The organism is Pantoea sp. UBA5923 (assembly GCF_002431095.1).
Lineage (GTDB): Bacteria > Pseudomonadota > Gammaproteobacteria > Enterobacterales > Enterobacteriaceae > Pantoea > Pantoea piersonii.
This window is the reverse complement of the sequence record NZ_DJDN01000050.1, coordinates 1-23,709: the sequence shown is the minus strand read 5'-3', so window position 1 is coordinate 23,709 and position 23,709 is coordinate 1. Positions and strand designations below refer to the sequence as shown.

The 23,709-nt window shown below is 55.3% G+C and carries 23 protein-coding genes and 1 pseudogene; 12 read left to right on the top strand and 12 right to left on the bottom strand.

Features of this window, described 5'->3' with window-relative positions; translation table 11 throughout:
- A partial coding sequence (locus tag B3797_RS12255; protein WP_311791208.1) for an MFS transporter occupies positions 1-482 on the bottom strand: 482 nt, incomplete at its 3' end.
- A gap of 65 nt (positions 483-547) precedes the next feature.
- Positions 548-1,750, bottom strand: coding sequence for an FAD-dependent oxidoreductase (locus tag B3797_RS12250; RefSeq protein ID WP_311791207.1), 1,203 nt, complete (start codon positions 1,748-1,750; stop codon positions 548-550).
- Between the two features lie 151 nt (positions 1,751-1,901).
- Between B3797_RS12250 and B3797_RS12245 the strand changes: the two genes are divergently transcribed.
- Together B3797_RS12245 and B3797_RS12240 are read left to right on the top strand one after the other, a co-directional pair.
- On the top strand, positions 1,902-2,666 hold the full coding sequence (locus B3797_RS12245) for an SDR family oxidoreductase (RefSeq protein ID WP_311781681.1): 765 nt from the start codon (positions 1,902-1,904) through the stop codon (positions 2,664-2,666).
- A 53-nt stretch (positions 2,667-2,719) separates the two neighbouring features.
- Complete coding sequence (locus B3797_RS12240; protein ID WP_271152062.1) at positions 2,720-3,007, top strand: hypothetical protein; 288 nt, start codon at positions 2,720-2,722, stop codon at positions 3,005-3,007.
- A 16-nt stretch (positions 3,008-3,023) separates the two neighbouring features.
- Here B3797_RS12240 and B3797_RS12235 read toward each other — a convergent pair whose 3' ends face one another.
- A complete protein-coding gene (locus tag B3797_RS12235; RefSeq protein ID WP_120452157.1) occupies positions 3,024-3,281 on the bottom strand; it encodes a hypothetical protein in 258 nt (85 codons plus the stop codon).
- 97 nt (positions 3,282-3,378) lie between these two features.
- The gene (locus B3797_RS12230; RefSeq protein ID WP_311781682.1) at positions 3,379-4,833 is read right to left on the bottom strand and encodes a sugar porter family MFS transporter; all 1,455 of its coding nucleotides are present in this window, start codon (positions 4,831-4,833) and stop codon (positions 3,379-3,381) included.
- A gap of 368 nt (positions 4,834-5,201) precedes the next feature.
- Between B3797_RS12230 and treZ the strand changes: the two genes are divergently transcribed.
- From treZ to B3797_RS12210, 4 genes are all read left to right on the top strand, one after another.
- Positions 5,202-6,989 carry a malto-oligosyltrehalose trehalohydrolase gene (treZ, locus tag B3797_RS12225; protein ID WP_311791206.1) on the top strand — a complete coding sequence of 596 codons (1,788 nt, stop codon included), beginning with the start codon at positions 5,202-5,204 and terminating at the stop codon, positions 6,987-6,989.
- A complete protein-coding gene (gene treY / locus B3797_RS12220; RefSeq protein ID WP_311791205.1) occupies positions 6,986-9,484 on the top strand; it encodes a malto-oligosyltrehalose synthase in 2,499 nt (832 codons plus the stop codon). Before treZ ends, treY begins: the two co-directional genes overlap by 4 nt.
- Positions 9,485-9,554: 70 nt before the next feature.
- Positions 9,555-11,630, top strand: a complete 2,076-nt coding sequence (gene glgX / locus B3797_RS12215; protein ID WP_311791204.1) for a glycogen debranching protein GlgX — start codon at positions 9,555-9,557, stop codon at positions 11,628-11,630.
- Between the two features lie 329 nt (positions 11,631-11,959).
- Positions 11,960-12,145 (top strand): general stress protein, encoded by a 186-nt coding sequence (locus B3797_RS12210; protein WP_311781686.1) that lies wholly within the window; start codon positions 11,960-11,962, stop codon positions 12,143-12,145.
- A gap of 122 nt (positions 12,146-12,267) precedes the next feature.
- On the opposite strand, the gene B3797_RS12205 is transcribed toward B3797_RS12210, so the two are convergent.
- A complete protein-coding gene (locus B3797_RS12205) occupies positions 12,268-13,593 on the bottom strand; it encodes a hypothetical protein (protein ID WP_311791203.1) in 1,326 nt (441 codons plus the stop codon).
- 267 nt (positions 13,594-13,860) lie between these two features.
- Positions 13,861-14,283, bottom strand: a complete 423-nt coding sequence (gene uraH, locus B3797_RS12200) for a hydroxyisourate hydrolase (RefSeq protein WP_349681493.1) — start codon at positions 14,281-14,283, stop codon at positions 13,861-13,863.
- A 331-nt stretch (positions 14,284-14,614) separates the two neighbouring features.
- On the opposite strand from uraH, the gene B3797_RS12195 reads away from it, so the two are divergent.
- From B3797_RS12195 to B3797_RS12180, 4 genes are all read left to right on the top strand, one after another.
- Positions 14,615-15,169, top strand: a complete 555-nt coding sequence (locus B3797_RS12195) for a TetR/AcrR family transcriptional regulator (RefSeq protein WP_414693075.1) — start codon at positions 14,615-14,617, stop codon at positions 15,167-15,169.
- Positions 15,170-15,332: 163 nt separating this feature from the next.
- Positions 15,333-15,536, top strand: a complete 204-nt coding sequence (locus B3797_RS12190; protein WP_311781689.1) for a hypothetical protein — start codon at positions 15,333-15,335, stop codon at positions 15,534-15,536.
- 189 nt (positions 15,537-15,725) lie between these two features.
- Entirely contained in the window at positions 15,726-15,965 is a 240-nt protein-coding gene (ycgZ, locus tag B3797_RS12185) for a regulatory protein YcgZ (protein WP_311781690.1), read from the top strand.
- Positions 15,966-16,141: 176 nt separating this feature from the next.
- Positions 16,142-16,411: a hypothetical protein gene (locus tag B3797_RS12180; protein WP_311791201.1), complete on the top strand. Its 270-nt coding sequence runs from the start codon at positions 16,142-16,144 to the stop codon at positions 16,409-16,411.
- Between the two features lie 17 nt (positions 16,412-16,428).
- On the opposite strand, the gene umuC is transcribed toward B3797_RS12180, so the two are convergent.
- The 6 genes from umuC to B3797_RS12150 all read right to left on the bottom strand — a co-directional run bounded on the left by umuC (position 16,429) and on the right by B3797_RS12150 (position 22,371).
- Positions 16,429-17,691 (bottom strand): translesion error-prone DNA polymerase V subunit UmuC, encoded by a 1,263-nt coding sequence (gene umuC / locus B3797_RS12175; RefSeq protein ID WP_311791200.1) that lies wholly within the window; start codon positions 17,689-17,691, stop codon positions 16,429-16,431.
- Position 17,692: 1 nt separating this feature from the next.
- Complete coding sequence (gene umuD, locus B3797_RS12170; RefSeq protein WP_311791199.1) at positions 17,693-18,112, bottom strand: translesion error-prone DNA polymerase V autoproteolytic subunit; 420 nt, start codon at positions 18,110-18,112, stop codon at positions 17,693-17,695.
- Between the two features lie 1,182 nt (positions 18,113-19,294).
- The gene (locus B3797_RS12165) at positions 19,295-19,447 is read right to left on the bottom strand and encodes a hypothetical protein (RefSeq protein ID WP_409373223.1); all 153 of its coding nucleotides are present in this window, start codon (positions 19,445-19,447) and stop codon (positions 19,295-19,297) included.
- Between the two features lies 1 nt (position 19,448).
- Complete coding sequence (gene cspE, locus B3797_RS12160) at positions 19,449-19,661, bottom strand: transcription antiterminator/RNA stability regulator CspE (protein WP_120452131.1); 213 nt, start codon at positions 19,659-19,661, stop codon at positions 19,449-19,451.
- A 320-nt stretch (positions 19,662-19,981) separates the two neighbouring features.
- Positions 19,982-20,260 (bottom strand): hypothetical protein, encoded by a 279-nt coding sequence (locus B3797_RS12155; RefSeq protein ID WP_311781694.1) that lies wholly within the window; start codon positions 20,258-20,260, stop codon positions 19,982-19,984.
- A 1,784-nt stretch (positions 20,261-22,044) separates the two neighbouring features.
- Complete coding sequence (locus tag B3797_RS12150; RefSeq protein ID WP_311791198.1) at positions 22,045-22,371, bottom strand: DUF1090 family protein; 327 nt, start codon at positions 22,369-22,371, stop codon at positions 22,045-22,047.
- Between the two features lie 548 nt (positions 22,372-22,919).
- Between B3797_RS12150 and B3797_RS12145 the strand changes: the two genes are divergently transcribed.
- Together B3797_RS12145 and B3797_RS12140 are read left to right on the top strand one after the other, a co-directional pair.
- Positions 22,920-23,513 carry a DUF3304 domain-containing protein gene (locus B3797_RS12145; protein WP_311791197.1) on the top strand — a complete coding sequence of 198 codons (594 nt, stop codon included), beginning with the start codon at positions 22,920-22,922 and terminating at the stop codon, positions 23,511-23,513.
- A pseudogene (locus B3797_RS12140) lies at positions 23,501-23,709 on the top strand (hypothetical protein); the annotation flags it as partial. The gene B3797_RS12145 and the pseudogene B3797_RS12140, both read left to right, overlap by 13 nt.

The window sequence follows — 23,709 nt, the reverse complement described above, 5'->3', positions numbered from 1 at the left end:
GTAAAGGATTGCCATGCGCCGTAAAGCCCGCGTTTGCCCGGCGGCGCGAACTCGGTCATCAGCGACACCGCGCCGCCATACTCGCCGCCCGCGAACAGCCCCTGCAGGATACGCAGCCCGGTCAGGATCAGCGGCGCGGCGATGCCCAGCGCAGCGCTGGTCGGCACCAGACCAGTCAGCGTGGTCGCCAGCGTCATCAACAGCAGTACCGCAATCAGCGTCGGTTTGCGGCCGATACGGTCGCCGATGCGGCCAAAGATAACGGCGCCAAGCGGGCGAAAAAAGAAGGCGATGGCGAACGAGGCGTAAGTCAGGATCAGACTGCTGAGCGCCGAGGCCCCCTGCAGCTGAAAAAAGTTCTGCGCGATCAGCGTGGCGAGAAAGCCATAAACGGCGAACTCATACCATTCAATAAAGTTGCCGACCGAACCAGCAATCAACGCGCGTCGCTGACGCTGCGCCAGCAGTTGAGGATTTTCCACAGGCGTATCCTTAGTGACGGGCCGCTCAATGGGGTCAAGTATAGGGTTTCGTCGCGCGTTCGGCCTCAGCGCGCGATAAAGCGGCGCGGTTTTTCCATGCGGAACCCCATGCCCAGCAGACGACCAAAGACAAAGCGCAGGAACGGCCATTTCCGCAGGACACCCGGCATCGGGTTTTTAGCGCCCGCGTTCGGCCGGTTGCGGCTCATTTTGATTTGCAGAAACTGGGTGGCGACGGTCGGAAACTGGCGTCGCTTTTGCACCCGCGCCAGATCGCGCAGCCTTACCTTACCGCGCTGTAGCGGCCGCGTAAGATAGTTGGCGGCCGCTACCGCATCCTGGATCGCCAGATTAACGCCTACCCCGCCGATGGGCGACATAGCGTGCGCCGCATCGCCAATGCAGAGCAGGCCAGGCTTCATCCACCTGTCCAGCCGGTCAATGCGAATCGACAGCAGCCGGATTTGCGGCCAGTCGTCGATCGTCTCCAGGCGCGCGGCGCTGAAGGGTGCCACTGCGGCGATGCGCTGCTTCAGCGCCGCCAGCCCGTCGCGCTGCAGCGCCTCAAACTCCCCTTTCTGGATGGTAAAGCCGCACTGCCAGTAATCGCCGCGATCGATAACGATAAAGTTATTGCGCGGCCCGGCATGGCCGGTGCCCAGCGTCGGATCCTCCGGCTGCTTATCCAGCCGGAACCAGATAACGTCGCGCGGCGTGCCGAACGCGCGGCTCGCCAGCCCCGCTTTCTCTCTGACCGCCGAATGCCGCCCGTCCGCGCCAATCACCAGCTGCGCGCGAATGGTAAGCGGCTGTCCGTCGCGCAACGCCGTCACGCCGCACACCCGGCCCTGCTCTACAATCAGATCGCTGAGTGCCGTTGAGGGCAACAGCCTGAAGCCGGGGAAAGCCGCGCTTTCGCTGGCAAGGAAGTTGAGGAAATCCCACTGCGGCATAAAGGCGATAAAGCGGCAGCGCAACGGCAGACGCGAAAAGTCCGCCATCGTCACCTCTTCGCCGCCCATCTCCGCCTGCAGCTTTTCGGCTCGCTGATGCGGCAGCGCCAGCAGCTTATCCAGCAGGCCAAGGTGGTGCATCACCTCCAGCGTGGAGGGATGAATGGTGTCGCCGCGAAAGTCGCGCAGGAAATCGGCGTGTTTTTCCAGCACGACCACCTGCAGGCCCGCGCGCGCCAGCAGGTATCCGGTCATCAGGCCCGCCGGGCCGCCGCCGACGATGCAGCAGTCAGCGGAAAGCGTCTGTGATGGCATGGTATCTCCTCGGTTATCGCCTGACAGTGTAGGCCAGCTGTCATTGATAAAGTACAGACTTATTGCAGGGATATTGCCGTCTGGCTTGAACGATCCCGTCTGGCTGCCAGGCTTAAAGGTAATGTTAATCACCCCACCGTAAGGAGAGAACATGTCGAGATTTACAGGAAAAGTCGTCGTTGTCACCGGAGCAGGATCGGGTATTGGTCAGGCTACGGCGAAACAGTTTTCCAGTGAAGGCGCCGCTGTGGTGCTCGTCGGCAGAACCCGGGAAAAGCTGGAGAAGACGCTGGCGATGCTGACGGCGGGCGATCATCTGGTAGCGCCGTGTGACGTCGCCGAGGTTGATCAGGTTAAGGCGCTGCGCGATCGCGTGGCGGAGAAGTACGGGCGCGTCGACGTGCTGGTCAACAACGCAGGCAGCGTGGTGCAGGGGCGCATTCATGAGGTGCAGCCAGACGACTGGCATAAGCTGATGAAGGTCGATCTGGACGGTGTTTACTACTGCATTCACCACTTTATGCCCGACCTGCTTAAAACTAAGGGCAACGTAGTAAATATCTCGTCGGTTTCCGGCCTCGGCGGCGACTGGGGTATGAGCGTCTATAATGCGGCTAAAGGCGCGGTGACGAACTTTACCCGCTCGCTGGCGATGGATTACGGCGCCGACGGCGTGCGCGTCAACGCCATCTGCCCCGGCTTCACCTTTACCGATCTCACTGAAGATATGAAAAATGATGAGGCGCTGCTGGAGCGCTTTTACGACCGCATCGCGCTGCGTCGCGCTGGCGAGCCGGAAGATATCGCCAGCGCGGTGCTGTTTATCGCCAGCGACGAGGCGCGCTATATCACGGGCGTCAATCTGCCGGTGGACGGCGGAATCACCGCCTCTAACGGGCAGCCGAAACAGGCATAACGCGCCACAGACGGCATCGCGCTGTGCGATGCCGCTTACGCACAGGAGAGACTATGAACCAGGATTATCTGATTTTCGGCGCGGGCTATCACGGCGAAGTGAAAAGCTTTGAAGCCGGCCAGGTGGAAGTAGAGGTAGAGATTAAGGCGCCGGAAGAGACGGAGAGCAGCACCTCGCCGGAGCGTGAGGAGCTACAGCAATATGTGCTGCCCGTCACGGTGATTGCGGTGGACGGCAAGCGCTATAACGTGGCGACGGAAGGCCATCCCAGCGAAGATGAAGTCAAAGAGGCGGTTAACCGCTGGCATCCGCAGCCGATCCAGGCCGACGAACTGCTGTAACCTGCTGAGGCGCGGCTCAGACGCCCGCCTCGGCCTTTTGCATCTCCACCAGCACCAGCGGACACTTCTTCACTTTACAGGCGTGGCTATAGGCCAGCGCACACACAGAACAGAGATCCCCTTCCGACTCATATTCATATTCAGTGAAATAACGTACGCCAGCACGCTGTGACTGCGCGGCGCGGAATGACGCTTCAGCCAGAATCATATCCAGCTCCCGGAAGGTCAGCGCGGAGGGATTATGAAATCCCACTTTGATTCGATAAGTAGTCATGCTGCGATTATTCCCGGACGCCACGCTGACCACCAGACGGTTATAGTATTTGGTGCAATAGCTGCGGATTATCAGCGTGATAATCCGCAGCCTGGACTCAGGCCGCGTCGCTCGCAGCCACTTTATCCGCTTCGCCGAAGCGCTCGCGCATCAGCGTTTCGATCTGCTCCAGCGATTTGCCGCGCGTTTCCGGCAGCATGAAAGCGACAAACACCAGCGATGCTACGTTAATCACCGCAAAGATAAAGAAGGTGTTGTTGCCTGCCAGCGCCAGCAGCGGCGGAAAGGCGAAAGCGACTGCCGCGTTGCAAATCCACTGGAAAGAGACGGCGGCGCCGGTCAGCACGCCGCGCACTTTCATCGGGAACAGCTCCGACATCAGCAGCCAGTAGACCGGCGAAATGCACATCTGCATAAAGAAGAGGAACAGCATAATGCAGCCGAGCGCCAGCAGGCTCTGCGTCATATTCTGCGGCATAAAGACCAGCACCGACCCCAGCGCCAGCTGCGCGACAATAACTACGCAAAGCCCGGTAATCAGCATCGGACGGCGGCCAAAGCGCCCTACCGCGCGAATACCCGCCATCACCGCCAGCACAGAGACCACGCCGTTGCCGATAGTAGCGGCAATAGAGGCGCTGGTGCCCATACCGGTGGTTTTCAGAATAATCGGTGTGTAATACATAAAGGCGTTAACGCCGGTGAACTGGATAACGATACCCATGCCAGCTCCCAGCAGCAGCAGCCGGACCACCCATTTCTCACGCAGCAGCGCCCCGGCCGACGGGCCGCGCTCCGCTTCCCGCGCCTGCTTGCGCATCGCCGCCATCTCTTTGCGCACTTCGCGCGGCGTCTCGCGCAGCTTCTTCATCACGCGCATTGCTTCTTTAATACGTCCCTCCGCCACCAGCCAGTGCGGCGACGCCGGTACGAAGAACGTGCCGATAAACAGCAGCGCGCCGGGGATCATCGCCAGCGCCAGCATATAGCGCCACATTTTCGGGTCGTGCAGCAGGTAGCTCATCAGGGCGCTGACCACGTAGGCGAGCAGCTGACCAGAAACGATCATCAGCTCGTTGCGGCTCACCAGCGGCGCGCGATGGCGCGGCCCGGCGATTTCAGCAATAAAGACCGGTACGGTAGACGAGCCGCCGCCCACCGCGATACCCAGCAGCAGACGCATGGCGACCATCACCTCGACGTCAGGCGCGACGGCGGTGCCGATAGCGCCAGCGACGAAGAGCAGCGCCAGGCTACGCAGGGTTATGCGGCGGCCGAAGCGATCCGAGACATAGCCGCTGAGGAAGGCGCCGACCGCGGCGCCGAAGATCAGCGACGAGGTCACCAGCCCCTCGGTGAAGGGGGTTAAGTCCAGTCCGCCCTGCGCAGGCGGCAGCGTCATATAAGGCAGCGCGCCGGAAATAATGCCGGTGTCATAGCCAAAGGCGAGCGCGCCCATGGTCGCTACCAGCACAACGAAAAAGAGCCGCTGGCGAACGGTATCAGCCGAAGGCGCTCCACTGTCGTTTGATTCAGTTTTATTCTGCTCCACACTCACCCCATAAGTATCAACACCCTGAATTAGCTCATAATTTCACCAACCCAGGCAAGAGTAACAAGTATAGATGCACATTCTGATTTGTGATGGTCATCACCTGATTTTCCCGCCATTCAGCGCCAGACCTGTCACCGCGCCGCGTACGCCGCTCCGGCAACTCTTCCAGCGTGGACTATGATTGATTTTCGTATGGCGTAGTAGAGAGCCGGTTGCGGCATCCCCGCATCGCGGCGCGGCAGATAAGCCCTCTCCGCCAGCGGCGTTTCATATACGTTTCCGTCTTACCTTTGCAATCTGCATCGCCGGCCCTGAGCCGCGCGGTGTGGTTTAACGATCACATTTGATTCAGACGAGGTTATTGAATGGAGTCAGCATCATTTACCAAAAGCTGGGGCGCTGAATATGTCGCCAACGATACCGTTCGCTTTCGTCTCTGGGCGCCTGGCCAGCAGAGCGTCAGCCTGCGGCTTGCCGGTCAGGATACGCAGATGAGTCCCGCTGAGGATGGCTGGTTCGAACTGCTGTCAACCGGTGTCGCGCCCGGCAGCGAATATAATTTTGTGCTGGCTGACGGCACAGTCGTACCGGATCCCGCCTCACGCGCGCAAAAAGATGAGGTTAACGGCCCCTCGCTGGTGGTCGATCCCGCGCACTATGCCTGGCAGCAGCAGGACTGGAAAGGCCGCGCATGGGAAGAGAGCGTGGTCTATGAACTGCATATCGGCACCTTTACCCCGGAAGGCACCTTCCAGGCGGCGATTGAAAAGCTGCCTTACCTGGCGGAGCTTGGTATTACTATGCTTGAGGTTCTGCCGGTCTCGCAGTTCGGCGGCAACCGCGGCTGGGGCTATGACGGCGTGCTGCTCTATGCGCCGCACGCCGCCTACGGCACGCCTGATGACTTCAAAGCCTTTATCGACGCCGCACACGGTCATGGTCTCTCGGTGGTGCTGGATATCGTGCTGAACCACTTTGGCCCGGAGGGCAACTACCTGCCGCTGCTGGCGCCGGACTTTTTCCATAAGGAGCGCGCCACGCCCTGGGGCGCAGGCATCGCCTATGATGTCGACGCCGCGCGCCGCTATATCGTCGAAGCCCCGCTCTACTGGCTCCAGGAGTATCGCCTCGACGGGCTGCGCTTCGACGCTATCGATCAGATCGAAGACACGTCGGAGAAACATGCGCTGATCGAGATCGCCGAACGCATCCGCGCGGAGATCCCTGACCGGCCGATCCATCTCACGACGGAAGACAGCCGCAACGTGATTTTCCTGCATCCGCGCGACGCGCAGGGCAACACGCCGCTTTTCAGCGGCGAGTGGAACGATGATTTCCACAACGCCGTTCACGTCTTCGCCACCGGCGAAACCCACGCCTATTACCAGGATTTCACGCCGCACCCGGAAAAATATGTCGCCCGCGTGCTGGCGGAAGGCTTTGCCTATCAGGGCGAAGTCTCGCCCCACAGCGGCGAGGCGCGCGGCGTTGACAGCCGCGGCCAGCCGCCTGCAGCTTTTGTCGATTTTATCCAGAACCACGATCAGGTGGGCAACCGCGCGCTGGGCGAAAGGCTGATCACCCTTATCGGCGCGGAGCGCAATAAGGTGTTGCTCGCCACGCTGCTGCTCTCGCCGCATATTCCGCTGCTGTTTATGGGCGAAGAGTATGGCGAAACTCATCCTTTCCTCTTCTTTACCGATTTCCACGGCGATCTGGCTAAAGCGGTGCGTGAGGGGCGCGCGAAAGAGTTTGCCGGTCACGCCGGGCATGAAGGCGAAAGCGTGCCGGATCCCAACGCTGAAGAGACCTTTACCCGTTCGAAGCTCGACTGGGGCAAGCCGCAGAGCGAAGAGGGTAAAGCCTGGCTGGCGCTGTCGCGTCGTCTGCTGGCGCTGCGTCAGCAGCATATCGTGCCGCTGCTCGCCTCAGCGGGCGGTCATACTGGCCGCGTGGAGCGCACCGCGGAGGGCTTTATCCAGGTCAGCTGGCGCTTCCCCGCCGGCACGCTGTCGCTGGCGCTGAATATCAGCGAGACGCCGCAGCCGCTGCCTGAACAGCCGGGAGAGACGATTTTCGCCTGGCCGGAGAACAGCCGCGATCTGCCGCAAAACGCGATCGTTGTGCGCCTGGCTAAAGGAGACGCCAAATGAGTATTCCAGCCTCAACCTACCGTATTCAGTTTCGCAACGGCATGACCTTCGACCGCGCGGCGGCGCTGGTGCCCTATATTAAACGGCTCGGCATCACCCATCTCTACGCTTCGCCGATCTTTACCGCCACCAGCGGCTCTACTCACGGCTACGACGTAACTGACGCCAACGAGATCGATCCGGCTATTGGCGGCCGCGCCGGTTTCGACCGGCTGGTCAGGACGCTGAAGCAGGCGGGACTAGAGCTGATTATCGATATCGTGCCGAACCATATGGCCGCCTCGCTGGAGAACGCCTGGTGGCGCGACGTGATAGAACACGGCGAGCAGAGCCGTTACGCACGCTACTTCGATATCGACTGGACGCGCCGCCTGACGCTGCCCTTCCTCGGCGATACCTTTGAGGCGGCGCTGGAAAAGGGCGAAATCGCAATAAAGGCCGATCCAACCAGCGGCAAACCGGCGCTCGCCTATTACGAAAGCTTTTATCCGCTGTCGCCAGAGAGCTGGCAGGGACAGGAAGCTGACGTGCTGGCGCTGACCGATAAGGCGCAAATTGCGGCGCTGCACGACCGCCAGCCCTACCGGCTGATGTCGTGGCGCGACGCGCCGAGCGACCTCTCCTATCGCCGCTTTTTTGAAATTACCGGCCTGGCAGGCGTGCGGGTCGAAGATCCGGTCGTCTTTAACGACAGCCACAGGCTGATCCTGGAGCTGGTGCATTCGGGCGCGGTCAGCGGGCTGCGCGTGGATCACGTCGACGGCCTGGCCGATCCAAAAGGTTATCTGGAGCAGCTGCGCCAGCATGCCGGGCCGGAGTGCTACATCACGGTGGAGAAAATTCTCGGCGAAGGCGAGCAGCTTCCGGCTGACTGGCCGGTTTCCGGCACCACCGGCTATGAATTTATCGCTTCGCTCTCCGATGCGCTGGTAGATGGCCGTCGGATTGCCGCGCTGCGCCAGGCCTACGACCAGACGGTCGGCCAGCCGGTGGATATGCGCGCCGAACTGCGCGCCGCCAAACTGCTGATGGCAGACAAGAATTTCGCAGGCGAATTCACCACCCTGCTGAAGCTGGCTGGCGCGATGGCCAGCGCGTCAGAGGCGACGCTGGCGGAGAGCGATCTGCGCGCCGCGCTGCGCGAACTGCTGGTCGCCTTTCCGGTCTATCGCAGCTACGGCACGCCGGCAGGTATGCCGCCGGAAGGCGCGGCGCTGCTCCAGCGCGTGGCAGAAACGGTGCGCCGCGAAGCGCCCCGCCTCCAGCCCGCGGCGCTCGACTTTCTGCTGCGCATTATGAATGGCGAACTTGACGCCTCCCTCGCCCATGACGCCGCCACCTTCCGCACCCGCTTCCAGCAGCTGACCGGCCCGCTGATGGCGAAATCGGTCGAGGATACGCTCTTCTTCCGCCAGCATATGGCGCTGGCGCTGAATGAGGTCGGCGCAGAGCCGCTGCCGCGCCCCTTTTCGCTGGCGCGCTTTCACGACGAGATGCAGATCCGCCGCGAACGTCAGCCGGACGGCCTGACCGGCACCTCGACGCACGACACCAAGCGTGGCGAAGATGCACGCGCGCGCCTTTACACCCTGTCAGAGGCGCCGCAGCGCTGGGCGGAGCATGTCGCCCGCTGGCAGCAGATGAACCGTGACGCGGTGGTCGCGCTTGACGACGGCCCTGCGCCGGAACCGGCAGTAGAGTGGATGCTGTATCAGGCGCTGGCGGGCGTCTGGCCCGCATCCGGCACGCCCGATGCCGCTCAGCTTGCGGCTATCGAACCGCGCTTTATCGGCTTTGTCGAAAAAGCGCTGCGCGAAGCGAAGCTGCGCACAAACTGGGCCGACGGTAATGAGGCCTATGAAACGGCGGTGCTCGACTACGCGCGCCGCCTGCTTTCGCCTGCCAACACCCACTTTTTAGCGGACTTCAGTCAGGCGCTGGTGCCTTTTATCGCCGCGGGCCTTATCAATTCGCTCAGCCAGACGGTGATTAAGCTTACCGCGCCTGGCGTGCCCGATATCTACCAGGGCAGCGAAGCGCTGAACTTCAGCCTGGTCGATCCCGACAACCGTCTTGAGCCAGATTTCGACGCGCTGCAGCAGATGCTGGGGGAAAGCGGCGATTTCTCCGCGCCGGAAGGCTGGCGAAGCGGCCAGCTCAAGCAGCAGGTAATCGCCACGCTGCTGCCGCTGCGCCAGCAGCAGCACGCGCTGTTCCGCCATGGCGACTACCTGCCGCTGGTGGTCAACGGCACTGAAGCCTCGCATGCGGTCGCCTTCGCCCGCGCGGATGCGCAGAACGCGCTGATTGTGGTGGTGCCGCGCCTCGCTTTTACTCGCCCGCGCTACAGCGAGGCGACCTTCATTACCCTGAAGGAGCCGCTGGCGCAGCGTCGTTACCGCAATATTTTTACCGGAGAAGTGTGTGACCTGACCGATCGGCTAAGCCTGGTCGCGCTCAACAGCGGCGCGCCGCTGGTGCTGATCAGCGTCTGACAGGCGGGAGAGAAATATGTCATTTATCGCGCTTTTTGTGGATAGCGTCTTACTGAATGGAGAGAGTTAAATGTCTGAGGGTACACATTTTGCTATTACGTCGGGTTCAGGCCAGCAGTTAGGTGCCAACTACGACGGCGAAGGCGTTAATTTTGCCATCTTTTCCGCTCACGCCGAGCGCGTCGAGCTTTGTCTGTTTGATGAGAGCGGACAGCATGAGATCGCCCGCCTTGAACTGCCGGAATTTACCCATGAGGTGTGGCATGGCTACGTGCCCGGCCTGAAGCCCGGCGCGCTTTACGGCTATCGCGTCTACGGCCCTTACGATCCGGAGAACGGCCACCGCTTTAACCCCAACAAACTGCTGATCGATCCTTACGCGCGCGAACTGGCGGGCAATATCGAGTGGAATGAGGCGCACTTCGCCTACGATCTGCTGCATGAGGATAAAGACCTGACGTTCGACACGCGCGACAGCGCGCCCTTTATGCCGAAGTGTCGGGTGATCGACCCCAACGAGTTCGACTGGCAGGACAGCAACCGTCCGAATATCGCCTGGCCGAACGCGGTGATTTATGAGACGCACGTTAAAGGCTTTACCCAGCTCAACTCGGCGCTGCCGGAAGCGCTGCGCGGCACCTACGAAGGGATGGGACATAAAGCCACGGTTGACTATATCAAAAGCCTGGGCATCACCTCAGTCGAACTGCTGCCGGTGCACTGGTTCCCGGACGATCAGCACCTGCTGGATAAAGGGCTAAAAAACTTCTGGGGCTACAACTCTATCGGCTTTTTCGCACCCGTACCGCGCTACTACGGGCCGCGCGGCATTCAGGGCTTCCGCGATATGGTGCGCGCCTTCCACGATGCCGGTATCGAGGTGATCCTCGACGTGGTGTACAACCACACGGCGGAAGGCAACGAGCTTGGCCCGACGCTCTCGTTTAAGGGCATTGATAACTTCTCTTACTACCGCACCCTGCCCGACCAGCACCGCTACTACATTAACGATACCGGCACCGGCAATACGGTGAATACCTCGCATCCGCGCGTGCTGCAGATGGTAATGGATTCGCTGCGTTACTGGGCGGAATCGATGCATATCGACGGTTTCCGCTTTGATCTGGGCACTATTCTGGGCCGCGAGCCGGAAGGCTTTGACCAGCGCGGCGGCTTCTTCGACGCCATAATGCAGGACCCGGTGCTGTCGAAGCTGAAGCTGATTGGCGAACCCTGGGATATCGGCCCTGGCGGCTATCAGGTTGGCGGCTTCCCGCCGGGCTGGGCGGAGTGGAACGATAAATACCGCGATACGGTGCGCGAATACTGGAAAGGCGATAACGTCTCTACCGATTTTGCCGCTCGCCTGCTCGGTTCCGGCGATCTCTACGACCAGCGCGGCCGTCGTCCCTGGGCAAGCGTCAATTTTATCACCGCCCATGATGGCTTTACGCTGAACGACCTGGTTTCCTACAACGAGAAGCACAACGAGGAGAACGGCGAGGACAACAACGACGGCCATAACGATAACCGCTCCTATAACTACGGCGCGGAAGGCCCGACCGAGGATGAAGGCATTAATGCGGTGCGCGAGCGTCAGAAGCGCAACTTCCTCGCCACGCTCTTCTTCTCTCACGGTACGCCGATGCTGCTGGCAGGCGACGAGTTCGGCCGCAGCCAGCTGGGCAATAACAATGGCTACTGTCAGGACAGTGAGATCTCCTGGGTACACTGGGATAACCTGCCGGCCAGTGCGGAGGCGCTGCGCGAATTTACGCGTCACGTTATCCGCCTGCGCGCCGAGCAGCCGCTGCTGCGCCGCGAAAACTGGCGCGACGGCATGGAGATCAAATGGTTTAACGCGGGCGGCGGTTTTCAGCAGGAAGAGCAGTGGGAGGAAGGCTCAACGCTGGGCGTCTATATCGGCCGACCGGATCTGCAGGCCGAAGAAGGCATCTGGCACGATGTGCTGATGCTGATCAACCCGTTTGAAGGCACAGTGCCATTCCGCATTCCGCAGTTTGGCGAAGGCGGCTGGGTGCTGGAGCTGACCACCTCCGACAACGATAATCACGGACTGGTGATTACCAAAGAGAAGGATTTCGAGCTGGAGGGCCGCAGTATCGCCCTGTTCCGCCGTCCCTGATCCTCTCTAATCGCACGCAGCGCCTCAGATCGGGGCGCTGCGCTTTTAAGCCATTCCATCCTAAAAAACCGCAAAGATAAATGTGATGCACGTCACAAATTAGCGCTATACGCTAAATTGTACAGCTATTACAAAACATGTACAAATTTAATTAAATTTCCTTTAGCCAGTAAGTAATTAGGCTTCGCTTGCTGACACAACGTTATTTACGGCACAGAAAAAGCCAAATATTCATCTCAGATAGTACATTGCAAAACTGGCGTTCTCTTCCATAGTTAAAACGCATTGAAACTCTTTTTATTTATTATTTTTAACAGAGAGGAATTGATATGACTCAGCGACGTGGTGGAGCAGGCAATTTTGCTGAAAACCCTGAGAGAGCGCGTGAAGCAGGGAAAAAAGGCGGCCAGATGAGTAGCGGCAACTTTAAATATAATCGTGAACGCGCGGTCGAGGCAGGTCGAGTTGGCGGCAAACTCAGCCGTCGCTCTGCGGCAGATAAAAGTGCCAGTTAATATAAGAGAACGCCGGGAAAACCTTTCCCGACTTCTTATTTAAAAGCGTCCTTTACTGGACGCTTTTTTATTTCTTCTTTCGCCTTTATCTTTATTAACCTTACTACCATGCCAGTTGCTTATTATCCGCGCTCTGTCTGGCATGCGTTATTATTTCTCTGTTTTTGCCCAAGGGAGAAATATCTGGTGCTATCGCCGGCCGGCTGAGGCGCCAGCACGCGGCGCAGCACCTGAACGTAATCCATTACCAGGCCCGGCGTCCACGTCATGCCTTCTGCCCGGCTGCGTATCAGGCTCAGCAGCCAGAAATCGGGATCGAGCAGTACGGCATAACCGCGTAAGCCTCTCAGCCCCAGCATGCCTTCGGTCGCGACGTCCAGTGCCTGCATGACGCTGGTTGAACAGTTGCGCGACGTCAGGTTGTAGCGACAATCCTGGCCGTGACTCGCCCAGTAGTTTAGCAGCGCCTGCTGGTTGTAATGCAGTAGCGAAAGGCGTTTATCGGGAAGGCACCACTCCTTTATTTCCCGCTCAAGCGAGGGCTGGTGAAAGCCCGCCACGTCATTCTCTTCACGCGCGTGCAGCATCTGCCATACGCCGCCCAGAGTGCCGGTCATATCCTCAACCGGATAAAAGCTGACGTAGAGTTTGTCGCCCATCGCCAGCGAAGTATGGCCGGTGGAGACTTTACCGCGATGATCGATGGCGGCAACCCAGCGGTCAAACCACGGGCGGCGTCCCGCAACGCTGCCCGATCCCAGTGGCGTCCAGATATAGATAGTCAGCGGCTCGCTGGCAGGCGCGTCATGGCAAGATACGTGGCGATAATCAAACCCGTGTGGTTTACGCACCCCTTTCCGGGTAAACAGCGGCAGTGCCGCGACGCTGGTTTCTGGCGGCAGGGCGCGGATTTGCCACACCATCTGCAACAAGGAGAGCGCCCAGCCCAGCAGCACAAGGGCAAAGCCCATCGGGATCAGCACGCGATGCGGAAGTGGCCAGTCCGTCACGATCATCAGGCTGAACAGCCACTCGCCGCCGCCAGTCGCCAGCTTGCTGTGCCAGCGGCGGCAGCGCATCAGCGTGCAGGAGATAATGCGAAAGCCGCCATCCAGGAAAAAAGCCAGCGCAAACAGCCAGGCGACGCAGCTGCCCTTTTCATGCGGCGCGGCCAGCAGAGCGGTGCCCAGCAGCAGCAGCGTCAGCGCTTTGCTCTTTGCAGCCCAGCCGCTGTCGAAACCTGTCCGCGCGCGCCAGGCCTGAATCAGGCCTTCTGCGGTTAAAAACACGCCCAGCAGACAGAGCGGGGCCGACAGCGTGCCGTGATAAAGGCTCTCCAGCACGATACCTGCGCTGGCACCGAGGCAGAGCATGCCAGCCACCAGTAACCCTGACCAGCTGGCGCGCAGCATCGGTCCGCCCATTAATAAAAAAAGCAATCGCAGCAAAAGAGAGGCTCCCGTCAAAACAATCAACGTCCGGTTTGCCTTAAAAAATGCGCTACGGCACCGGGCGTTCCTTTTCCCCTGGGCACCATCCTGACCGTTACGGCTGGCGTTATCAGTGAGTGCAGCTTACGTAATAAAGATTAGTTTTTGCTTAATTTCGCCGCTTTATGCCTGCCATTCAGGTTGCTGTCGATCGCCTCGCGCCTGTTATAAAAAAATGGCCTGAAGCGGCTTCCCGCTTCAGGCCCGGTTGTTACGCTCTGCCGCTTAGTTGCCGCGATAGGTTGAGTAGCCGTAAGGGCTGAGCAGCAGCGGTATATGGTAGTGCTGGCTGGTGTTGTCGAGGGTAAAGACTACCGGGATCTCCGGGAAAAAGGTCTTTTGCTTTACGCTGGCGTAGTAGTCGCCGGTTTTAAACACGACTTTATAGGTGCCCTGTTCCGCCTGCTTGCCCGCAGGATAAAGCGCGCTAATCCGGCCACTGGCATCGGTGACGCCGGTGGCAAGCGTTATCCACTTGCCGTTGAGGTTTTGATCCAGCTCAACCGACACGCCAGCGGTAGGGACGCCGGTTTGTAAATTCAGCACGTGAACGCTGATGGGATTTTTCATCGTGGCTGGTTCAGCCGCCGTAGCGGAGAAAGCGTAAGCCGCAAGGGCTGCGGCACCAAACAGTGACAGAGATTTCATAAGTCATCCTTTTTTATGTTGACGCCCACAGGTTAAGGCAACGCACAGGCCAGCGTAAAAATTCGCGCTGCGTATCTGAAATTTCCGAGAACCTGCAAGGCGAGACGCCGCTCTCTTAATAGGGTTAATAAAAATGATTACTTAGCCTGCTTATTTTCTTTCCGGCTGACCTTTTGTTTTATCGACCTCTTTTGCAGCGGCGCTTTTTATTTTTCCTGTTGCTTGCCATTATGGTAATTTGCAAACAAATACTCCTTTAAGCTTATCGATGACGACATCCCGCACACCCACCCCGCCCGCCAGGGAGCGCGGCAGACCCAGGGCTTTCGATATGGACACTGCCCTTGATAACGCCATGCTCGTCTTCCGGCAAAAAGGGTTCCACGCCTCGTCGGTGGCCGATCTCAGCGAAGCCATGAATCTGACAGCAGGCAGTATCTACAAAGCGTTTAAAGACAAGCGCACCCTGTTTCTGCGCGTATTTGAACGCTACATCAGCGTTCGCAGCGCCGATCTGCGCGCACGCCTTCAGCCGCTTCCCACCGGCAGAGCGCGCATCGCGGAGCTGCTGCAGTTTTATCTCGACTCGGCGCGTGAAGTTGAAGGACGGCGCGGCTGCCTGGTGGTTGGCAGCACCGTCGAGCTACAGAGCCTTGATGACGAGCTTTCCAGCCTGGTGCGCCAGGCGGTGCTGCGCAACCGTAATTTCCTGATGTCGCTTATTCGAGAGGGACAGGAGGATGGCTCTGTCTCCGCCGCGCTGGATGTGGAAACGGCAGCGGGCCTGCTGCTGTGCGTGGCGTTCGGCATGCGCGTTGTGGGTAAAGTTCAGGATGTGACTAATGGGGCAGAAACGATTAATATGCTGCTTGGCATTCTGGATTAATTCTTTTGCCCTATTAGGAAATAAGCATTTCCTAAATATACTCTGCACAGCGTGCTTTTTTCATGGGTCAACTTCGCTGTGCTCTTTCTGGTTAAACAGTAAAAGAGATAATGTATTCAAAAATTCCCCGCACCCCATTTGTTATCGCCTTTCAGGAGGCAGAGTGAACCACAATGAAATCGCTGATAACGAAGAAGTCTACGCTTTACTCGGCCGCGTCGTGGCGCAGCTCCTGCAGCCAGGCGAAGCGCTTCCTTTACAGGAAATAATTGGCGCCCTCTATCGGACTGGCGCAAGCGCAGAAGACCCGGCAACAGAGGAAGCCTGCGAGCGCGCTATCCGCTTGCTGGCCAGCAAATTAAACTGAAGCGCAGACTGCAGCGCCCCTTTATCGCCGGCTTCGTCCTAACCCGTTGTTAATATTCATTTAGTATGAAAGTACAAAAAATAAACGCGGGCCTGAACAGGTAATCCTGTACAAGTTTACCCAAATTGTATAACTTTAGGCCTGGCTTAACTGATTATGTTTTAATCATACGGATATTTAAGGGTTGTTATGCGTCAGACCGGAGACAGGCCAACTACAGCCAGTGATATCGCCCACTATTTCAATAAGGCCGTACTGCCGTGTGAGCAGGAGACCTTAGGTCGGATTGTGGTGGAAATCCTGCGCGCAGGTAAACAGCTCAACAGGAAAACGCTCTGCACAAAACTGCTTGCCCGACTGGAGCTGGCGACCAGCCCAGAGGAAGAGCGGCATTATCAAAAGCTAATCAGCTTGTTATTCAAGCGTTAGTTTTAATTTGCAGGTTGACCATTGCGTTCAGCACCTGCCCGCAGCATGATTCACAGTGGAACGTGTCAGGCAGAGCCTTAATGATGGACACACGCCGCAGGCGCCCCAGCGCAGACGGCTTGCTTCCAGTCACTCTGTCCCGTTAACGGGCAAATACTGTAATAAGAGATGCGGGTATGTACAGAAGTAAAATTGAAAAACTGACAGATTATGTGATTGGCGAAGCCGTCGCTGCGCTGCTTGAGCAGAATGCATCGATCTCCGGCGCATCGCTGGCGAACCGTCTGAAAGTCATGGCGATGACGGAAACAGACAGCGATCGGAAAGAGGCTCTGACGCTGGCGCTGGCGGAAATACGTCAGGAGTTTTCCTCGGCGCGCGCCGTAACCGACCCGCCGCCGCGCAGCTATGGCGAGCACGCCCCGGCAAACGCGAAAAAACACTGAACTCTCAGGCCGATCGCTCACCTGACGATCGGCAGATCCGACAAGCGGGTAGTATAGGCTGGCGACAGCATCTCTCGCTTCATCGCCCAGCTTTTTTCAATACCCTGTCCGGCAAACCAGAGCGTTCCCCTGCCCTCCTGATTAATACGATCCATCACCTTCATTAGCGCCTCGCTGTTGGCTCGCGGTCCATAAGGATCAAACAGCTGAAGCTGCGCCACGCCCTGACTAAAAAAATCACCCAGCATGACTCCCGCTTTCATATAGCGGTAGCCGTCCAGCCAGATGCGATCCAGCGCTTCTGTCGCAAGCCGTACGATATCGCGCGTATCGTTCGACGGCGTCAGCAGCTGTGCCGTCGCCTGGTTACCGTAACAGGCCTCGTTTTTAGCGTGCGGACTGGTCTTCAAAAACACCGAAACCTGACGGCAGTACTGCCCCTCCAGGCGCAGCTTTTCTGCTGCTCTTTCGGCATACTGACAAACCGCCTGGCGCACTTCGCCGTAATCGGTAAGGCGCGAACCAAACGAGCGCGAGCAAACAATTTGCTGTTTTGTCGGCGTGATATCTTCCATATCAAGGCAGGACTCGCCGCGCAGCTCGCGTACCGTACGCTCCAGCACCACATTGAAATGTTTGCGTATTACCCACGTCGAGCTTTCAGCCAGCTGCAACGCGTTTTCGATCCCCAGCTGCTGTAACTTCCTGGCGATGCGTGCGCCCACGCCCCATACCTCTTCCACCGGCACAATCGCCATCAGTCTGCGCTGCCGCTCCGCGTGCGAAAGATCGACAACCCCCTTTGTCGCGGGATATTTTTTAGCGGCGTAGTTGGCCAGCTTCGCCAGGGTTTTGGTGGGCGCAATCCCTACGCCCACGTTAAGATGAATCTCTTTTTGCACCCGCGCCTGAACGGCTTGTCCAAACGCCTCAAGCGGCTGGCAGAAACTGACGCCGCTCAGGTCGAGGAAAGCTTCATCGATGCTGTATCTTTCTATCGCTGGCGCCATCTCCTCCAGCGTCGTCATCACCCGATAGCTCATATCGGCATAAAGCGCATAGTTGGAGCTGAATACCTGCACCCTGTGCCGGCGCAGCGTCTCTTTCAGCTGAAAAAAGGGCACGCCCATGCTAATGCCGAGCGCTTTAGCCTCGCTGTTGCGGGCAATGACGCAGCCGTCGTTGTTAGATAACACCACTACGGGCACCCCTTTCAGGTCGGGGCGAAAGACGGTTTCACAGCTGGCATAAAAGCTGTTCACGTCGACCAGCGCGAACATATCAGTGTGTCGATTTAATAACGTAGGTCACTACGCCAAACACCTGTAGTCCTTCCGGTGTATTAATGGGTATGGGGCTGTGTTTGCTGTTGGCGGGCATCAGGGAAATGGAAGGATGGATCCGGAGCTGCTTAATAGTAAATTCGCCATCAATGGCGGCCACGATAATATCGCCATGTTTTGCCGTCAGGGAAGAGTCAACGACAATCATATCCCCTTCGCCGATGCCTGCTTCGATCATAGAATCGCCGCTGACGCGGAGAAAGTAAGTTGCGCTGGGATGCTGCACCATTAAATCATTCAAATCGATCCGTTTTTCGATGTAATCCTGCGCCGGCGACGGAAAACCGCAGGGCACACGCTCAATGTAAAGCGGCAACGACAACAGGTCGCGGACTTCCGCGGGGCGACATAACTTCATGAGAAAGACTCCTTCTGCTTGATACTGTATATAAATACAGTAATATCAAACTCATGATTTAATCAAGGCGCGGCGGTAGCAAAAATGATGAACCCACTGACGCCGAAGGAATTATTTTTTGTAAGGTTGCAGCATCTGGCCGCGTTCTGCACAAAATCTCGTCTTAATTCAAACTGATATGGCGATTATATGAGCATCCATTCGCCTTAAAAATAATTTCCTTTTCGCCTTGTTTTTTCGCCCTTCTCGACTACTTTTCAGATTGTCATTAGCTTTACCTGCCAGTGACGACGCGATGCTGCGTTTCCCTCATTGGCCGCATCGCCTTCAATCCCTGATTGTTAATTTTTAATCGCCCAGTCAATGCTGATTCGGGCTTTTTTTTGCCCCTGGCTAAGAGATCTCTCTTTTACCTGTATTAACCGGGCGTAATTCTCTTTTCTGGTGAAAATTATTTTTAAGTGAGTAATTTTAATAGAGAAAAATTAATAAATCGCTAAAAAGATAGAAATCTAACAATTAGGGAAGCGGGGAATTATTTATTCTGGAAGGAGTGGCGGCAGTAATTAACTATGTTATGCTTAATATGAATTCTGAGCCCAAGCCTCCACCAGAGATATTGCTCTACGAGTCCGCTTCATATCTCATATGACTCTCCCCTGCTTTGCGGGGGCATTTTTTATTTCTTTCTGTTAAGCCTCTCTCTTTACTTCCCTGAACAGCGTCCCGACAGAATGCGTTGCGCCTGCGCCCCCACTAAAAATAATTTCCAACAGAAATAATGGCCCGACCAGACGAATCTGGTTATAGCGCCTGTCCGTTTTTATTTACAGAGCATTCTTAGTAATCGTTTTCAGGCCGAAAAAAACGATGCAATTCAACCACTCCTTTTAATCACAAGGCTAATGGTTAGAGACCTACATTTAGCAGAATGGCCATTAACAGGACAATGAACCGTACTGTTAGCTATATTTAAGCGGCTCGGTAATGAAATCCACAACTCTTACTGAGCGGCTGTTACTCCAACCCCTTGCCCCCTTCTGGGGGCTTTTTTATCCTGAGGTGCGATACAGAGTACATATCATTTGCTGTTCTGACGGCAATAAAAAAGGCATCCCGAAGGATGCCTTAATAAGCTGATGCGCGGCTTTCCGCCCCTCTCTACACGATAAGGGAAGAATATTAACGTTCAAACACGCCTGCAAGAATCATAGCGGTTTTGCAAAAAATGCATTTCGCGCCATGGGGATTACTTTTGCACTGATCAAACGCAGAGACACGATATTGTGAGCTCTGGCAGCACGGGCATCGGAAGCGTATGGCTGAAAGGCTAATATTAAAGCCCTACAACGTTCACTGCTGACGGACCCTTCGGACCCTGCTCAACAGAAAATTCAACGCGCTGACCTTCGTCAAGCGAGCGGTAATCAGTGCCCTGGATAGCAGAAAAATGGACGAAGACGTCCTTGCTGCCATTCTCCGGAGAGATAAAACCAAAACCTTTTTCTGAGTTAAACCACTTAACGGTTCCGAAAATTTTATTCGACATAGTATATGACCTTTTAGTTAGCCTTACGGCAAAAGAGGCTGAATTGCAGAAATAAATCAGAACCTGAGGTAGACTCAAAAAGAAAGGCTTGAAGCGGCACTAACTGAGATGAGAAATACAATATGAACTAACCTTGAAGCTGTCTGCTAATCAGACCGACGAACTATTAACGCATGTCCGTCAGGCATAAGCAAGTTAAAAATAAATTTGTTTTATAAGAGCGCTTTACCGCCTCGCCTGCCAGCACGGGTAACCTGTTGCTGGCTCACGGCCGCGGTATCAGCGCCCTTTTAACGCACCGCGAAAAATTTACCGCCGCGCTACTCCTGTTGCAGTAACGTTTCCCTCATCGCCTGTTCGCTGCTGAGACGTTTTCGCGTGAGGCTATTCAGCTTGACCAGCCAGTGAGAATACTGCTCGACCAGTTTTTGTGCTTCGGCTTCATTTTCGGCATAGCAAAGGAAAATTCTGCTTTTCGTATTGCTGTGTTCATCGATGGCATACACTTCAAAATCCGCGCCATATTTGCTGTATATAACGGCGGTAAAAGAGATTTTCTCCCAGGACTCAATTTTGCTTTGAAATTGCTTATAATTCACTTTATTCACCTGATAAAAATTAATGCACGCGCCCGGAAAGCGATTGGGCCTGGATATTATAATGCAAGTGGATAAAACATAAGTGTTCAAAAAAGTCATCTGGCGTTCAGATTTTCATTCATCGCGCAAATTTGCTTTAAATCAAATAAAATGGATCCTTTAAGGGAAACTGCTATTTACGTTGCCGCGTATCCAGCCGTAATCCTGCTTGCAGCGCACCAGCAGCTGCGCTGCGCTGAAGAGATATTCCGGGCGCAGCGGCCTTTTGCCGTTTCGCTATTATCAGCGTCGCGCTGTAAGTCATCACGGCCCCTCATGCTCTGGCGCGTTAAAAGAAGATGGCGGCAATAACCTGTCGCCTATTATTTCAAAATCCATCATTCTAAAGTAAGTCGTTGTAACGGGGATCGATGTTTGCGGCCGGTACCAGCCAAACTGAGATATGTAGTACCAGACTTGCAGCGGATCGCTACCCGATTTGACCCAGTAGAAACCTTCTTTCATAAGTGGCTCGATCAGCTAATGCTGTTTTAAAGACACTCATGAATGCCTGACAGTGAACGGCGTCTTGTAATAACGTCGTAGCGGGTTTTCCTGCGTTCATGACAACGTACCCAGAAATTAAAGAGTAGCACTCTTTATGTTGACCCACCGATAAATAGAGAAAGAATATGATTTTCATATTCTGCACGCCAGTTATTCTATTATTTAATGGCGCTTAATCCCTCCTTTTTCCCGGCAAAACAGCTGCACTGTGGCTGCGCTAAATCAGCCAGTATAAACCCTGTTATCTGACAAAACGTATAACAGACTTGTCAGCAGAACGATAATTAACCTTTGCGGTGTAACAGGCAGCGGTAAATAATCCCGCCAGTACAGCCGTCAGCGATCGATGCCAGCCAGATGGCGATAAGGCATCAGGCTTGCCGGCGCGTTTATATCAGACGCTATCTACATAACACTCGGGAAAATTGCGGTCAGCACCAGTTAATAATAAGGGTTGACTGTCAGGGAATCACCTCCCGCCGTCTTCTTACATCAGCCATCAACGGTAAAGCCTCCGGAATAGCTCTGGTGCTTACCACAGGCGGTAAGAAACAGAGCGGCGTCTGGCGATAAAACGAATAGCCTGAGTGACGGATAAGCAACCAGGATCGCACTGAAGCAGTCGCCCACCAGCAGGCCCAGCGTAGCAGCAAGAGAGAAGCAGCTGATACACTCTGCCGCTTCCTGCTTTAATATTTTTTGCTGGCTTTCACCCTGTTCTATTTTCAGCGCACTGAAAATCGGCAAAAAAATACCCTGAATAAACAGGGTAAGATTTAACAAGCCAAAATAAAAAGATTACATTTTGAAGAGGTTGTTTGAGCCGGGTAACTTAACAACCTCAGCCGCTAAGTTTAATTGAGTTAACCTTTTATTTTATGATCTTAGTCAATTTTAGCGAAGCGGCAGATCCGTTAATCATTCCCAAAAGAGAATGCTCGTTGCAAAAATAGCGGTAAAGGCCTCTGTTTAGCCTCTCAGCCTGATACACAGGGGGTTCCAGCCAGGCTAAAGCCATAAACAATGTTGCCAGCCAGCTTGCTTTCATCTTTGGTTAAATATCATCTGGGCAAGGAGACTATTTCCCGGCAAGGCGTATGTGCGCTGCAAAAGAAAAAGTAAATCCAGCATATTTAAGGCCCTTGAGAGGTTCATTCAGCACGACAGCAAGACGTATCAGCCTGAATGAACCACACTATCTACGGGCGGTTAATGCAGATGTATTGCTGTAGCCAATCCTACCTTTTTCCTGCCAGGTTATCCAGATGCCCTTCTTCTTTGGCTTCTTTCAACACCTCCTGCGGCTCAGGCTCCGCCTTTTTCGCTCTTAACGGCTGCCTGGTGACGTTTTGATTCGCCCGCTGCGCCTGCCGCTCCTTATTGCAATTCGTTTTAACTCTGTTGCGTGCAATGTTCAATCGGGACATTTCCTTCCTGTTATTGAACTTTTTAGCCTGTTCGATTTTTTTATTAAAGACTGCGATTTTATCTTTGCAGGTATCAGGCGCAGCAAAAGCGAAGCGCGGCAATGTTACCAGCAACAACAGTATTATTCCTGTTTTCATATGCAAGTTAACCCTGTGTTAAATTTGAAAGTATCGATATATCTGCTATCAACATAATCTATATCAGGCGTAAAAAATCAAAACATATGTTTTCCAAAAAGGCAGTCATGATAAAAAATGAGAAAATGGAAGCGAGCAAAAGTGAATTTATATGGCGACAGTATAAAGAACAGGGCTTTTTTCTTTCCTTCCTGTATTTTCAACTGAATTTTTTTGCTCTCGCTTGCTCTCTCCTATGGAATCTTATCTGTTATATTAAGATGCAAAATTTAATAGATTGATTAAAAGTGCCGCCTATAAAAACCCAAAACCTATTGCAACCTTTAATCAACACTCATTGCCAAATGGGAATTTTTCCGGGCATCAGTCATATTTACTTAACACTTCGCTTCGCTCATAGTTTTATTGGGAATGCTTGTAGAATCTGCGAAAGGCGGATTCTGCTTAACCGCAAGCAAGGAAATTTAAAAAGGACATTACCTGTTTAATTAGCTTAATCGATAACGGCAGTACGCTGTCTGGAAGCTCATACCTGGCAAGGAGGAGCCATGAAACATATAAAATTGTTGTCGCTCAGCATTACAATGCGGCTCAGCGGCTGTGGCGGTTCTGAGCAGGCCAACAGTTCCGTTAGCAAAGGTAGCCGCGCCATTGAAGCGACTAACCACACAAGCTGGATCATCAATCCTTTCAGCGTTAATGATGCGAAAGCTGTTGACGTCATCGGTCCCTGGCAGGGCGGCGGCGGTGCACTCTACACCCCGCCGCCGAGCTGGACGCCCGATCTGACCACCAAAGTCGACTGGAAAACAGATGACGTCTTTGCCAGCGATGTTCTGGAAATAGCCGAACCCAAGAGACCAGATACTACCGAAATGAACAAGGAAGCCAGATATCAAGCATGGGATGCTTATTCAGCTGAATACCATAAGTGGTATGAAAAAATTAAAGCATTTAATAAAAATCAATCCCGCAGGTTTCCTGCTTCCGGTTATGCGAAGCAGGAAACCTGTGGCATTACCGTTCATTTCCTGCCCTGTGATGACATTAAAGTGACCACAAGCTGTTATGCATACGGGCATCCAGCCCCCCCTGTAAAAGACCCTGTCCGGATGGAGGAGCCAGAAGTATGCCCACAATAAACCCCGCTCCGGTCTGGTATCAACTGCCCTTTCCCATACAGGGCATCAGGCTTTTACCGGCATTGCTTTTATTACTGATGCTGACCGGCTGCAATCCTTTTGCGGAAGACGACGCGCCGGTCAGGGGCGGGACTATTAAAGCAGTTAACCACACCCACTGGGCAATTAATCACTTCAGCGTCAACGGCCAGTCCGG